The organism is Streptomyces camponoticapitis, assembly GCF_014646115.1.
Lineage (GTDB): Bacteria > Actinomycetota > Actinomycetes > Streptomycetales > Streptomycetaceae > Streptomyces > Streptomyces camponoticapitis.
The window spans coordinates 80,031-92,710 of the sequence record NZ_BMMV01000021.1 but is presented as its reverse complement, the minus strand read 5'-3'; the positions used below and the strand labels follow the sequence as shown (position 1 = coordinate 92,710).

13 protein-coding genes and 3 pseudogenes are annotated in these 12,680 nt (G+C 70.0%); 5 read left to right on the top strand and 11 right to left on the bottom strand.

From position 1 onward, the window contains the following. Positions 1-2: 2 nt before the first annotated feature. On the bottom strand, positions 3-209 hold the full coding sequence (locus IEY79_RS27430) for a hypothetical protein (RefSeq protein WP_189110294.1): 207 nt from the start codon (positions 207-209) through the stop codon (positions 3-5). Between the two features lie 323 nt (positions 210-532). Beyond that, on the bottom strand, positions 533-790 hold the full coding sequence (locus tag IEY79_RS27425; protein WP_189110293.1) for a DUF6221 family protein: 258 nt from the start codon (positions 788-790) through the stop codon (positions 533-535). 129 nt (positions 791-919) lie between these two features. Between IEY79_RS27425 and IEY79_RS27420 the strand changes: the two genes are divergently transcribed. Next, positions 920-1,099, top strand: a complete 180-nt coding sequence (locus tag IEY79_RS27420; protein ID WP_189110292.1) for a hypothetical protein — start codon at positions 920-922, stop codon at positions 1,097-1,099. Between the two features lie 98 nt (positions 1,100-1,197). On the opposite strand, the gene IEY79_RS27415 is transcribed toward IEY79_RS27420, so the two are convergent. From IEY79_RS27415 to IEY79_RS27400, 4 genes are all read right to left on the bottom strand, one after another. Next, positions 1,198-2,193, bottom strand: coding sequence for an SMP-30/gluconolactonase/LRE family protein (locus IEY79_RS27415; protein WP_189110353.1), 996 nt, complete (start codon positions 2,191-2,193; stop codon positions 1,198-1,200). A gap of 100 nt (positions 2,194-2,293) precedes the next feature. Next, complete coding sequence (locus tag IEY79_RS27410) at positions 2,294-3,205, bottom strand: helix-turn-helix domain-containing protein (protein WP_189110291.1); 912 nt, start codon at positions 3,203-3,205, stop codon at positions 2,294-2,296. A gap of 69 nt (positions 3,206-3,274) precedes the next feature. Further along, entirely contained in the window at positions 3,275-3,934 is a 660-nt protein-coding gene (locus tag IEY79_RS27405; RefSeq protein WP_229701174.1) for an SMI1/KNR4 family protein, read from the bottom strand. 417 nt (positions 3,935-4,351) lie between these two features. Continuing rightward, complete coding sequence (locus IEY79_RS27400; RefSeq protein ID WP_229701173.1) at positions 4,352-5,122, bottom strand: aminoglycoside phosphotransferase family protein; 771 nt, start codon at positions 5,120-5,122, stop codon at positions 4,352-4,354. A gap of 139 nt (positions 5,123-5,261) precedes the next feature. Between IEY79_RS27400 and IEY79_RS27395 the strand changes: the two are divergent. After that, positions 5,262-5,693: pseudogene (locus IEY79_RS27395) on the top strand (transposase); the annotation flags it as partial. Between the two features lie 151 nt (positions 5,694-5,844). Continuing rightward, a complete protein-coding gene (locus tag IEY79_RS27390) occupies positions 5,845-6,288 on the top strand; it encodes a hypothetical protein (RefSeq protein ID WP_189110289.1) in 444 nt (147 codons plus the stop codon). 63 nt (positions 6,289-6,351) lie between these two features. Here the strand turns inward: IEY79_RS27390 and istB are convergent. The 5 genes and pseudogenes from istB to IEY79_RS27365 form a co-directional block, all read right to left on the bottom strand. Further along, positions 6,352-7,024, bottom strand: a pseudogene (istB, locus tag IEY79_RS27385) (IS21-like element helper ATPase IstB); the annotation flags it as partial. A gap of 5 nt (positions 7,025-7,029) precedes the next feature. Then, positions 7,030-7,389, bottom strand: coding sequence for a hypothetical protein (locus IEY79_RS27380; RefSeq protein ID WP_444544905.1), 360 nt, complete (start codon positions 7,387-7,389; stop codon positions 7,030-7,032). A gap of 76 nt (positions 7,390-7,465) precedes the next feature. After that, positions 7,466-8,248 (bottom strand): annotated as a pseudogene (locus IEY79_RS27375) (class I SAM-dependent methyltransferase). A gap of 235 nt (positions 8,249-8,483) precedes the next feature. Continuing rightward, on the bottom strand, positions 8,484-9,434 hold the full coding sequence (locus tag IEY79_RS27370; RefSeq protein ID WP_189110288.1) for a CHAT domain-containing protein: 951 nt from the start codon (positions 9,432-9,434) through the stop codon (positions 8,484-8,486). 7 nt (positions 9,435-9,441) lie between these two features. After that, positions 9,442-10,734, bottom strand: a complete 1,293-nt coding sequence (locus IEY79_RS27365; protein WP_189110287.1) for a hypothetical protein — start codon at positions 10,732-10,734, stop codon at positions 9,442-9,444. Positions 10,735-10,928: 194 nt separating this feature from the next. Here IEY79_RS27365 and IEY79_RS27360 point away from each other — a divergent pair, with 194 nt between their 5' ends. Both IEY79_RS27360 and IEY79_RS27355 read left to right on the top strand, forming a co-directional pair. Beyond that, on the top strand, positions 10,929-11,576 hold the full coding sequence (locus IEY79_RS27360) for a vWA domain-containing protein (protein ID WP_189110351.1): 648 nt from the start codon (positions 10,929-10,931) through the stop codon (positions 11,574-11,576). An 11-nt stretch (positions 11,577-11,587) separates the two neighbouring features. Further along, complete coding sequence (locus IEY79_RS27355) at positions 11,588-12,673, top strand: protein phosphatase 2C domain-containing protein (RefSeq protein WP_189110286.1); 1,086 nt, start codon at positions 11,588-11,590, stop codon at positions 12,671-12,673. Positions 12,674-12,680: the final 7 nt, after the last annotated feature.

The window sequence follows — 12,680 nt, the reverse complement described above, 5'->3', positions numbered from 1 at the left end:
GGTCAGCCGTCCTGGTCCGCCTTCATGAGGAGCCTGATCTGCTCGCGTGTCCATCCCGTGATACGGGCGACTTCCGCTTGGTCGCCGCGCTTGGGGTTTTGACGCATCGCGGCGACGGCTTCGGCGCGAAGGTCGGTCCGGGCAGCGTCCAGCGCGGCTTCGGCCTCGCGGTAGCGGTGGGCTGCGAGTTCGAGCTTGGCGGTGTCCATGTCCCCATCCTGTCAGCCTTTTGGCCAAGTCGCTAGGCCAAGCCCAACCTCAAAGGCGTATGGGTGCGGAACTCAGCGGAGACGGTCTTGGCGCAGCAGCGGTGGACCAACCCATCCTCGCCGCCCCCTGGCCCAGTGCGGGCACGACGAGGACCCGGCCGTCGACCCGGTCGGCTGCCCCGGCATGTGCGAACGTTGACCTCAGTCACGCGGTCTCTTACCGCTCTCGTCGCCGTCGTCGCCCACCCCGCCCCCTTCAGCGGCGCCACGGCCGTGAGCGAGGACCGGGTTCGGATCGGCTCGGTGCAGGGCGTGTTCGAAGGCTATGGGCGCCATTCCTGCTGGTAGGCGGGGTGCTTGGCGTATGACTGGCCAAGGACTCGCAGCGCGTATGCCAGACCGTCCGAGCGGGAGTCCGGGGCATCCAGGGCCGTGTAGTCGTTCGCCAGTTGCTCAATCAGGTCGAGCATGGGGAGATGGCTGTCGAGAAGAGCCTCGCCACCCATGGTGCCGGCCACGTAGGCGTAGGCGTGGTTGTCTTCCATGATGCGCGCGACGAGGAACTCCACAAGATCGTCCATGTGGCCATCCTCGCGGGGGAGGTGCTTCGGTGGTCAAGCAGCTGTCCAGATGTGGATGGCGGCGAGGTGGAGTGCGGCCTGTAGGCGGCCCCCCCCGACCCTGACCCGCACGGCAGTTGGTCGAAGCGCGTGACCTGGGACCGGGCGGCGGAGAAGGCCACCCGTATCGCCGTCAACTCGGTCGGCTTCCCATCCTCCGCACAGAACCTGACCACCGCCGGCACCTACATCGCGATGACCTCCCGACTCCTCGAACCCACCCCCCTCGCCCTCGGAGTCCTCGCCATCCGCGGACGCATCAAACGCTGAACCGCCCGCCCCGGCAAGGCACTCATCGTCACTTCTGCCTCCTCCGGTGACCCGTACTCCCGGAGGAGACGGTCAACTCGGCCGAGCCGTCGCCCACATCAGCAGTTGAGACGGGCGAGTACGAGGTTGGGGTCCACGGCAGTGGTGTAGGCGGCGCTCAGGACGTACACGGTGTTGCCGTGGAGCGCGACGGATGTGGGGTTCTGGAGCCCGTCGGCGGCGGTCAGGACCGTGGCGTGGCCGCCACCCGGCTGGACGAGCGCCACCTCGTTGGGACCGTTGAGGGTGGCCAGGACGCGGTCGCCACGGCCGGTGAAGGCGAAGTCGTCGATGCCGGTCAGGCCGGTGGCGCGGGTCTGTACGCGACCGGCGCGTCCGCCGGGGAGGACGGGGATGCGCAGGAGGGTGCCCTTGTCGAGGTTGGTGGCCCAGACCGCGCCGCCGTGGAGCTTGAGGCCGTTGGCGCCGAGGAATCCGCCCGAGGCCAGTTCGGGGGCGGTGGACCACGCGGTGGGGGTGCCGCCGCTGGTGGGAACGCTCCAGATGGTGCCGAGGACGGAGTCCGTCATGTAGAGGGTCCGGGTACGGGGGTCGAGGGCCAGACCGTTGGGGAGGCCGGTGGCGGGCAGCGCGGCGATGCGCTGCGGTTCGCCCCCGGGGCGCAGGCGCCACAGGCCCGTGAGGTCGTCGGTACCGGTGGCGTACAGGACGTACAGGGTGCCGTCGTGGGCCCGGACGATACCGGTGGTCAGGGCGAAGCCCAGGACCGGCGTGTGGACACCGCCGTCGGCCGGCGCGGGCAGTGTGGCCAGGATCCGGGTGGCGCCGCCGGGGGTGACCCGGGCGATCTGGCGGGCGGCGGCGAAGGTGACGTACGCGGTACCGCCGGGGGACAGGGCGATGTTCTCCGGCATCCGGCCCTGGGCGAGGTCGAAGTGTGCGGCGATCCGTGCGTTGTCCAGTGTGGCGGGGGAGTTGGCGGCGGAGGTGGTCGTCGCCGGGGCGGCGAGGGCCGACGTGGGAGCCGGAACGCTCGCCACGAAGGCGAGGGCGATCGAGGTGGTGACCGCGGCGGTGGAGAGGTTCTTCAGCATGATGCCTTCGCTGTTTTCGGGCATGCGGCAGCGGTACGCCGACGCATGAGGGGTGTTGGGCGGCTCCCGCCCCGGACGGGGCGGGGCTTGGGCGATCGGGTCAGCTGTCGCTGACGTGGGTGTTCGGTCGCGAGGGGGTGGCGGGAGCGGTGGCCTCGGCCGTGACCTCGGCGGCCGCCTGCGCGAGCAGGGCCAGGGCCGTAGCTGAGGGGGAGTCGGCCACGGTGGTGGCGACCACGATGTTCGGGCCGGGACCGAGGCCGAGGGTCTGCTGGGTGACAGTCAGTGTTCCCACGAGCGGGTGCCGCAGCTCGTAGTCGGCGACATCGCAGGGCTTGACGCGGTGGTCGGCCCACATCGAGGCGAAGTTCTCGCTCTTCGCGCTCAACTCACCCACCAGCGTGTGCAGCGCGGAGTCCTCCGGGTACCGGCCCGCGACCATCCGCAGATTCCCCACCACCGCCCGCGCCTTGCTCGGCCAGTCCGCGTAGAGCTCACGGGTATGGGCGTCGAGGAAGACGAGCCTGGCCATGTTGGGCCGCCGGTCCGGCAGGCCGGGGGCGCCGGGGTCCAGATGTCCGGCGAACAGCGCGTGGCCGAGCCGGTTCCACGCGAGGACGTCCGAGCGCCGGCCGACCACGATCGCGGGCACGTCGGCCAGTGCGTTCAGCAACTGACCGGTCGCCCCCGTCACTCGCTCCGGCGCGGGCCGCCGGCCCCTGCCGCGAGGCCCGGCCGGCCGGGCCAGGTCGTGCAGGTGCAGACGCTCGGACTCGTCAAGCCGCAGAGCCCGGGCGATCGCGTCCAGCACCTCCGGCGAGGCGTTCATCGAATGCCCCTGTTCCAGCCGGGCATAGTACGAGGCACTCACCCCGGCCAGCAGCGCCAGTTCCTCACGCCGCAACCCCGGCACCCGGCGGCGCTCCCCGTAGGTGGGCACCTCGGCGTCGTCGGGGCTCAGCTGGGAGCGCCGTGTCCGGAGGAACTCCCCGAGCCGCGTTTTTCCGTTCATGGCTCCGAGTATGTTCGGCCCCGGACAACCCAGCCTCTCCCTGCCGGGGAGAGGCACCGCCGGGAGCGGCTACCGGCCTCCTCCTTGGGACGGCGCCGCCATTGACGACCCTGGGGACCGCTCTGGTCGGTGAACCGGGCTCCAGTGCTCGGCGGCATCCGTCAGCCAGGACCCCTCGGGGCGATCCCAGATCAGGCAGCCCCATACGACGCCGGGTACATCGGAGCCCATCAGGTTCGCAGGCCCCACGGTCAGCGTGCGGTGAACGCTCTCCAGATAGACGGCCATCGACGGGTAATCAGGCGTGCCGGCAGGGTTGTCCTGGAAGGACCACGTCCCGACACCATGGGCGCCGATGTAGAAGCCCTGCAGTGGTGCGTCCTCGTCGTCCCCTGTGAGCCAGGGAACCACCTCGGCGCCCCAGAAGTCCTCCGTCCCAGGCGCGGGAAGGCGCGGCCCCAACGCCTTGGCCGGCGAGAGAAGCAGCCCGTCCGGGAAGAACTGCCCGGAGAAGATCTCGCCCTGCTCGTCCGCCTCGATGTCCTGGTGCTCCACACCACCGCACAGTCGCCACAGCGCGCCCAGCTCCACGGGCAGCCCGAACCCGAGGTGCTGCCTGAGCTGGGAGTCGGCGGTGGCGATCTCTTCTTCCGTCGCGGGCGGCAGGAGGGAGGCGTACGAAGTGGGGGCATGCTCGGCAAGCCAGTCGGTGACAGCTCGCCAAGCCACTGCGACGCGCTCGGCTTCCTCTTCCCCATGTGATCGAACAGGCACGCGGTGACCGTACACGAGGCCAACGATGCACGTCCTTGCTTCCCGAAGTTGCGAAGCGCGATCACAGTTGGGGCGCCGGCTGCGGGGAAGCGCCTGGTCACGGGCTTGCGTGCACAGTCTGGCCGAAGGGGAGGAGCGCAAGGAACAGGGGCTCCCCGGCCTTGCCTTGGAGGCTGCGACAGGTTCCGCGTAGCGGCCCGAAGGAGTGTGCCGACTACTGCTTGAGGCCTCTATGGGAGCGCGGCAGCGCCCAACTGAGCTGGCTCACCGGGCTCGTTCGGCATGAAGCCGGTGGACGCGGATGAGGCACAAGGCGGCGGCCGGATCCAACCTGCACCACGGGACGACGGGTAGGCGCCGAATACCTGGTACTTACTCGAACAGGTAACGGTTGGCCCGGCTCCAGGCGACTCGTTGAGCCAGGTCGTCGAGGTAGCCGTCGGCGACCCAGCGGGCCTGTGGTTGAAGTCCCCGCGCGGCGAGCCTGCGGACCTGCTCGATTCCGGTCTCCTGGACGTCGATGACCGCGCCGGCCAGGCCGTCGGTGGAGGTCAGGCCGTAGGCGCCGGCGAACAGCTCCAGGCGGTGGCGTCGGTCGGGTGGCTCGGGATACCGCAGCCAGCGGAGGCACTCGGCGTCATCCCGGAAGGGGGCGACGTACTCCAGCGCGTAGGCGATGTCGTGCAGCCGGTCCGCCGGCCGGGCATAGTCCCAGTCCAGGATGCCGACGGGGTCCTTCCGTTGCCAGACGATGTTCCACGGGCCGAAGTCACCGTGACAGACCACCTCGCCGTCGCGTGGCCCGCTCTTCTCGGTGCACCAGGTCAGCCCTTCACGCAAACGAAAGCCGGCGACCGCGTCGTGATATTGCCGCAGAAGGCGCGCGAAGGTGATCAGGCCGGTGTCGTCGACCACCTGGGCCCAGCCCTGCGGCCCTGACTCACCATCCAGATAGGTGAGGACCTCACGTCCTTGCTCATCGAGCCCCCGCACCCGTGGCGAGTAAGGGAAGCCGACACCCTCCAGATACCGAAGCAGCTCGTGGATCGCCGGAGTCCACGGGTGTACGGGCCGTCGGACCGTGTTGCCGACGCGCACCACCCTGCGATGAGGATCGTCCTGCAACACGCGCTCTTCAGCCACGTGCGCAGTATCCCTCAGGGGTTCAGGAACAGGTACGGGGATTGTTTTTTAGCGTCCGCTCGGGTGGGGGCAGTTGGACCCTGGCGGACTGCTGAAGTCCGGTGCGACAGCGGTGCGGCGTTGGTGTGATCATGTACTCCCCGGGATCCTGGTCGTGCTGGACTCCGGATACGACGCCCTGCGGATCGCTCACCTGCTGGCCGGCCTGCCGGTGCAGATCCTCGGTCGGCTCCGCTCCGACCGCGTGATGCGCCGCCCGACACCGCCACGGTCCTACGATCCCAAGGGCGTCCGACCGCCCAAGCACGGCGGCGAGTTCGTCTTCGGCGAGCGCGTCACCTGGGGGATCGAGCAGCCCGTCACGGTCACCGACACCCGCCTCTACGGGAAGGCGACCGCGCAAGCGTGGGATCGGCCGCACCCCAGGCTGACCCGGCGGGCCGCCTGGCTCGACCACGACGGGCCATGACCCCTCATCGAGGGCACCGTCATCCGCCTGGCCGTCGAGCACCTGCCCTCCGGAGGGATCGACAAGCCGGTCTGGCTGTGGTGGTCGGGCACCGGCGCCACCCGGCCCGGCGGGGGCCAGGACTACACGAACCTGCGGTTCGCTGTCCGCGTACTTGTCCATGTGCTCCAGCGCGTACGGAGCTGCGTGCACCACTGATTGGTGTCAGCAAAGCCGCTCTCATGGACCGTTCCACTCGCCGTAGTCTCGTGTCGTGGCCGACGAGCACGAGGCGACTGATGCCTTCAAGAACCGATGCACGAATGCGGCGCGGACGCTGGAGTCCTGCATCAGCTACTTCATCGAGCGCGTTTCGTTGGACGAGTCCAACGAGGACCGCAAGGACAACACACCGGACATATGGCTGTGCGAGGGGCCGCGGACGCCCGATGTGGTGGTCTCGCTGTCCAATCTCTACTCGGTTCGCCCGTGGGAACCCCGACTGGGTTTCTCCTTCATCGATGGGATCTCCCTCGTCCATCTACCGAAGCTGCCGTTGCCCTGGCCCACCGAGGCGGTCGGCCGACTCGATCGCTCCGAGAACCTGCCCGAACTGGTCTGGCTGAGGATCGCGGGTCCGATCGAAGTCGATGCTGTGGCCGCGACCGTGACCGTTTACCAGGCACAGAGCGATGATGCGGCCTCTGTGCTCCAGTGAGAGCCTGAAGCCGTTCGACGCTCAGGCAACAGCCAAAGTTTGTTGAGACGATTGGTCAAGCGCTCAGGCGACGTCGGTTTCCCGTTCGATGGCGGCGAGGCGGTTTTTGAGCCGGTAGCTGGGGCCGTTGATGGAGATCAGGTCGCAGTGGTGCAGGAGGCGGTCGAGGATGGCCGTGGCCAGGACCTCGTCACCGAACACCTGCCCCCATTCGCTGAAGGTTTTGTTCGAGGTCAGGATGATCGAGCCCTTTCGTAGCGCTTTGAGATCACCTGGAAGACCAGGTTGGCCTCAGCTCGTTCGAGGGGCTGGTAGTCCACTTCGTCGACCACGAGGAGAGCCGGTCGGAGGTAGCTGCCGAGCTTGCTGGTCAGGCGCCCGGCGGCCTCGGTGGTCCTCAGGTTGCGGACCATGTCGTCGACGCTGGTGAAGTAGATCGAGTATCCGGCCCGGCAGGCCGCGACCGCGAGAGCGACGGCGATGTGTGTCTTGCCCACTCCCTGCGGCCCGAGCAGAGCTGCGTTGGCCTTAGCCTCGATGAAGGAGAGAGTGGCGAGGTCCTTGACCTTGCGTGGGTCGAGCTCGGGCTGGAACGAGAAGTCGTAATCGTCCAGCGTTTTGTGGTGCCGAAGCTTCGAGATCCGCAGGCGGCGCGGATGCGGCGATCTTCACGGACCGCGAGCTCTTCGGAGAGAACCCGGTCGATGAAGTCGAGGTAGCCCATTTTGGCCTCGTCATCGCTCAAGACGTTTCCCTCGTGCTCGGCTTGGTGGTGAAGGGGCGGGTGCCGGTCAGCTCGTCATAGACCGACAGAGGCCGGCGGCCGACCTCGACCTGGGGGACCGCGGTCCGGTTCAGCAGGGCCGCCAGCGGCCCGGATTCGGGGCCTGTGTTCTGCCAGCGGGTCTGGGGCAGGCCCCCATCGCCGGCTGTGACGCGGCGGCCGGATCCCGTGGGCAGACCGTCCCAGTGCTTCTCATCCACGATGCGGGCTCCCCGGCCGACCGCCCGCAGATGGGTGGCCAGCAGGGTCTCGCCACTGTGACCGGGGACGGTGGCATGCAGCATGATCTGGGACTTCGTGGCCCTGACCTCGACCATCTGGCGAGGGCGGACCCTGCGGGCCGGCACCGAACGGCAGGTACCAGTTCCTCACCCCGGCGGAGGGAACCATCACCTACTCAGCGCCGGCACGGGCCATGAGCAGCGGCTGGAAGAAGCCTGTCTCCTGCGGCATTCGCCACCCGAGGCCGATGAAGCCGGCCTCGGCCGCGAGGCCGGACAGCCGGTCCCGGCCGAGTGCCCAGTAGGTGGTCCGGCGGACCTCGACGTGCCATTTTCCGTCTACCGGGCGGAGTTGGAAGTGCTCCAGGTCGTAATGCTCGCCGTCGTCATGCCAGTGCCAGAGCTGGAAGGTGACGGTCCGTTCCTCGCCGTCGGTGTCGTCGGCGACCCGGTGGACTTGCGGAGGTGTCGAAGCCGGGCGGTCACGCAGCAGGTCGTCGTAGGGACGTGTACTGACCAGCAGTTGGCCGCCGGGACACAGCACGCGGCGCATCTAGGTCAGGGCGGCGTGTGCGCATCCTGCTCGGTGAGCAGATGAGGCAGCGAGTTGTCGGCGCAGACGACGGTGTCGAACCGGCCATCGGGAAAGGAGAGACGTCGCATGTCGGCGGCGGCCGTACGCAGGCTCAGGCCCCGGCGGGCGGCCTCACGGGCAGCGCGGGCGGCGGCGCGGGGACTGATGTCGGTCCCGGTGACGCGGTGCCCGCGCAGCGCCAGGCCGATGGCCTGCGTGCCGATGCCGCAGGAACAGTCGAGCACTTTCCGCGTGACCCCGGTCGATCAGGGCGTCCAGGGCGTCCCCCTGCCGACGGATGCTCGCGTCCCAGTCCGAGTAGATCAGGTGGTAGTCGTCGGCGAGTTCGTCGTAGAAGCGCGCCACCGATGTCTCGGGCATGGCCAGAGATTACCGCGCCTGTCTCTCCCGGGGCGTCGGTCATCCCCGTGATCGGCGCGAACGACAGCCAGCCGCTCTTGGCACGTCCGGTACCAAGAGGGGAGCACGCAGACGACCGCCCGCGACACCTCCCATGCCCACGCTGAGCTCGAACGGTTGCTGCCGCTGACAGCTTCGGACCGCGAGCCGGCGCTCCCACACGAGGAGCCACCTTCTGCCACTGTTCCGATGCCGGTCAGTGCCCGTGGTGCGTGAACGCCGCCCAGATCTGCGGGGCGTCGAGAGGCAGTCCGGAGTCCGGCTTCACCAGGTGGGTGAGTGCGGGCGGCACGGTGCGGTGCGGGTCGAGCATCCACAGTTGGGCGGCTCGCAGGGCGTCGGCGGGTGATCCGACCGCTTCCGGGTTCGTGGGAAGTCCCCGGCCGATGAGGTAGTGGTGGAACATGTACATCACCAACGACGTCCGGACGTCGTCGGAGATCGCCCAGAGGGAGCCGACCACTGATGCCGCGCCGGCCGTGAGGAACGCGGTGGACAGGGTCAGCGCCTCGTCGTAATCAGCAAGGGCCAGGTCACTGGTGCAGTTCGCGAGGACCAACAGGCCACCCGGAGCGCGGGCGTCGCGGCCATGGGCGAACGACTGGATCTCCGCGAGGGTCAGCGTCTGGGGCGGGCGCGCCGCGGGGTGCAACTCGAGACTCGACCGCGCGGGCGTCGCCCGCGCGACGGCATGGCAGTTGATGTGGCAGACGGCCGCCCCGGCATCGCCCCGGCCCGGCAGGAACGATCTCACCTCGGCGGCTGAAGCCGCCCGGGGCGGCGGCCGGGTGCCGGGGCCGTCGGGCTCGGGCACATCGTCGACCGGACCGACGACAGTGGCCCTCGGATAGAGTGCCGCGATCTGTCGCGCCTCGGCGTGCATCGCCCGGGTACCTCCGGGATCGGCGATGACGACCTGCGTTCTGTCCCAGGGCAGTCGGGAGCGTGCCGCCACGTCCACGAGTTGGCGGGATGTGGAGCAGTGGGAGATCACCGCGTTCTCACAGGCGTACACGGGGCCGGCTGGACCGTCGGACAACCTCGCCGCGTGCCAGGGCACCATCCCCAGTACGCCGACCGGCGACAGCACCAGCCGCGGCAGCCGGTGGGGGCGACCGGACCGGAGGTGGTCGAGCAGCGGGGTCATGGCCACCTCACCGGCCCGACGCACTCTGTACCCGCTTTCTGCTGCGACGGTGCGACTCCCACATCACGGGCGGATCGTGCTCCGCGGGTATGACGACCGGCTCGGCCGTCGCCGCGGTGAACTCCCGGAGCGCCTCGCCGTAGGCGGCCGCCGGGCCGTCGTCCGGGACGGCCAGTCCCGGCAGTCTCAACCGCTCCACCGCGCCGGTCGCCGTCACGATGACGGCGTCGCCCGCGCCGTCGGTGCCCGGGATCAGATGGACGAGGGCGTCGGCGCGCAGGGTCCGCAGAGCCCGTCCGATCTCGGCTGGCACCGGGGCGGACAGGATGCGCCGTTCGGCCGGGCCGCCTTCCAACGCCTGCAGTACGCGCAGCCGTAGACCGTCGGGAACGGTCGCAGGGGCCCCGGACGGTGTTCCCGTCGTTCCCCCGGCGTGGTCCTCCTGCCGCCATTCACGGGCGAGTCGGGCGTGGCCGGCCTGCTCCAGGAGGTCGGGCACGGTGGCAGCCACGGTCGCGGCGTTCAGTACGAGTCCGCGTCCCAGCTCCAGTGCCTCCAGGGCCGCTTCCGTGCAGCCGTCCGCGAGGCACCAGTCGACCAGGCGCATCATGTCGTCACCGGCCGCACGGGCCGAGTCGAGGGCCGCTTCGGTGCCGGTCTGGAGCAGTACCGCCCGTCCGTGCGCGGCCAGGACCGATTTGGCAGCCTCGCGCGACTGCCGACGACGGTCCGTGTCCTGCGGACCGTAAGCCCGCAGAGCCTCGGCCAGCGCACGGGTGAGGAGCACGCTGAACGGGTCCCCCGGCAGGGAGTGCACCGCTGTGCGCGCGTCCTGGAGGAGTCCCACCGACCGGTCGAGGTCGGCCTTGTCGTGGCTCCGCCGGAAGCGGGTGAGCAGCAGACGTCCCAGGCCGTACCGGCAGCGGGCGCGGGCTCCGTGGAAGCTCCGGCCCGCCTCGTTCACGGCCGCGGTCAGCAGGTCGATTCCCTGGTCGAGGGAGGACCCGGCGGAGTTCCCGTGCCCGTCCAGTACGTCGGAGTGCGCGCAGAGCACGGCGGCGGCGCGGAGGAGCAGGGGCGCGTGGTGGGCGCTGCCGGGCGAACAGAGGGCGGCCGCCCGTACGACGTCTTCCACAGCCGCGCGCAGCGCGGTGACATCACCCTCTCGGGCCGCCCGGTCGGCGTGGTAGAGGCCCGACTCGCTGATCACCGCAGGCAGGAGCGGGTGGTCGGCGGGCAACGCGGACGCCGCTTCGGCGAGTTCCCCGACCGCCCGGCCGGCCTCCTCACCGAGCGACACCGGAACCACCCGCCCATCCCGCCGTTCGGCCAGTAGTCCGATCAGCCCGGAGGACGCGAGGAGTTCGGCGGAGTAACCGCCGCGATCCTGCCGGGTGACGGCAGTGACTATCCCTTCACCGCCCCGGTCGGCCGAGTCATCGAGGTCGTCTCACAGCCCGCCCGTCTGAATTCGCCCAATCCGAACGGCCTGCGATTTTTCCCGTCTGCCTTCTGATCGATGTGTCCGGCTCGATGTCCGGGCCCCCGATGGCCGCGATGAACACGGCCCTGCCCACCATGCAGAGAGCGATTCTGGACGACCCGCTGACCGGCGAGATCGCCCGCGTCGCGGTGGTGACGTTCTCCGACTCGGCCTCCTGCGTCCTGACGCTCAGTGATATGGCCCACGCACGGATGCCCGCTCTCTCCCCTCAGGGCGGAACCAACTTCGCCGAGGGATTCAGGGTCGCCCGCGAGGCTCTCGTCGACGGCATCGGCGGCCTGGGACGGGGTGTCCGCTACCACCGGCCGGTGGTCTTCTTCCTCAGCGACGGCCAGCACAACGCCGGCAAGGACTGGAAGGGCGACTTCGACCGGCTGCGCAGCCGGGAGGACAAGTACGGCGCGGAGGTGGTCAGTTTCGGCTTCGGCCAGGCCAACCGGGAGGCCATCGCTCAAGTCTCCACCCAGCACGCCTTCTTCGCCACGGACGTGGATCCGGCGGTGGCGGTCAAGGAGATTCTGAACACCGTGCTCCTGAGCATCAAGACCACCTCCGGTTCGTTCCAGGCAGGTGGCGCGGCGGGCCTGAGCGTGCCGCAATCCACCGGCCTGACACCGCTCCCTGTCCACGAGAACTGACGGGCACGATCATGGTCCGCAAGTGGTGGCCCCGGAGTACCCGGGCCGAGCCGGTGGCCCCCGCCACCACGGACCGGCCGGGCACGTCCCGGCCGGACGCCCCCCGGTCACCGGACGCCCCCCGGTCACCGGACGCGCGACTGCCCGCCCAGGCGGGCGCCGTGCCCGCGGCGCGCGCACCCCAACCGGAGGCGGCGCCCACGCCCGAACAGGGTCTCGGCTACGCGGAGTTGCCCACGGCCGCGCCCCGCGGGGGACAGCTGACCGGCCTGCCCGCGCCCAGACTCACCGACGTGCCCACCAGCCTGCCCGGCCTGCGCGCGGACGGCGGACTGCTGGGTGATTGCTGGATCGCCGCGGCCAGTACGACCGGTACCTCGCACCTGGTGCACGGCACATCGGGCCAGGACGTCTACCGCTACACCACCACCAAGGACGGTTCCGGGCTGATCCTCATCGTCTGCGACGGTCTCGGCTCCCGGCCGGCCACCGCACAGATCGGCGCGAGCCTGCTCGCCTCGTACCTCAGCGAGGCCGCCTCCCACATCACCGGACGTCAGATGGCCCTGGCTCCCCAGGATGTACTGCGCGACGTCCTCGCCACGGGGAGTGCCGCGGTGCAGCGCCATCGTGTCGCGGTTCTGGGGGCCCTGACCGACTCGGATCTCGCGTCCACGGTCGCACTGTGCTGGCTCCCGCTGCCCGGTGGCAGCGGTCCCGGGCACGCCGTACGGGTCGGGGACTGCAACGTCTTCACCCTTTCCGAGCGCACGTATGCCACCGCGTTCCCGGCGGACGAGGGGCCGGCCAACCTGGTCACGGGATACCTGCCGTACGACGACGTGCCCCGGGTGGCCCAGTACGCCCAGGTCGGGCCGGCCGGGGTGGACGCCGTGATCGTCACCACCGACGGGCTGGCCATCGATCTGTTCGACTCACCCTCGACACGGGAATGGCTGGCCTCGCGCTGGTCGGTGCCCTGCGGCGCTGCCCGCATGCTCGACTCGCTGCGCTACCGCCGTCGGGGCTCCCACGACGACCGCACCGCCCTGGTCGCCTGGCCCTCGGCCCCCGCGTACCCCACTGACGAGCCCTGAGGAACGG

Bases quoted from the DNA above. Each gene is read 5' to 3' on its own strand.
- IEY79_RS27415 (WP_189110353.1), bottom strand. From the start codon at position 2,193: ATGCTGAAGAACCTCTCCACCGCCGCGGTCACCACCTCGATCGCCCTC.
- IEY79_RS27380 (WP_444544905.1), bottom strand. From the start codon at position 7,389: ATGGTCGAGGTCAGGGCCACGAAGTCCCAGATCATGCTGCATGCCACC.
- IEY79_RS27370 (WP_189110288.1), bottom strand. From the start codon at position 9,434: ATGACCCCGCTGCTCGACCACCTCCGGTCCGGTCGCCCCCACCGGCTG.
- IEY79_RS27430 (WP_189110294.1), bottom strand. From the start codon at position 209: ATGGACACCGCCAAGCTCGAACTCGCAGCCCACCGCTACCGCGAGGCC.
- IEY79_RS27425 (WP_189110293.1), bottom strand. From the start codon at position 790: ATGGACGATCTTGTGGAGTTCCTCGTCGCGCGCATCATGGAAGACAAC.
- IEY79_RS27355 (WP_189110286.1), top strand. From the start codon at position 11,588: ATGGTCCGCAAGTGGTGGCCCCGGAGTACCCGGGCCGAGCCGGTGGCC.
- IEY79_RS27410 (WP_189110291.1), bottom strand. From the start codon at position 3,205: ATGAACGGAAAAACGCGGCTCGGGGAGTTCCTCCGGACACGGCGCTCC.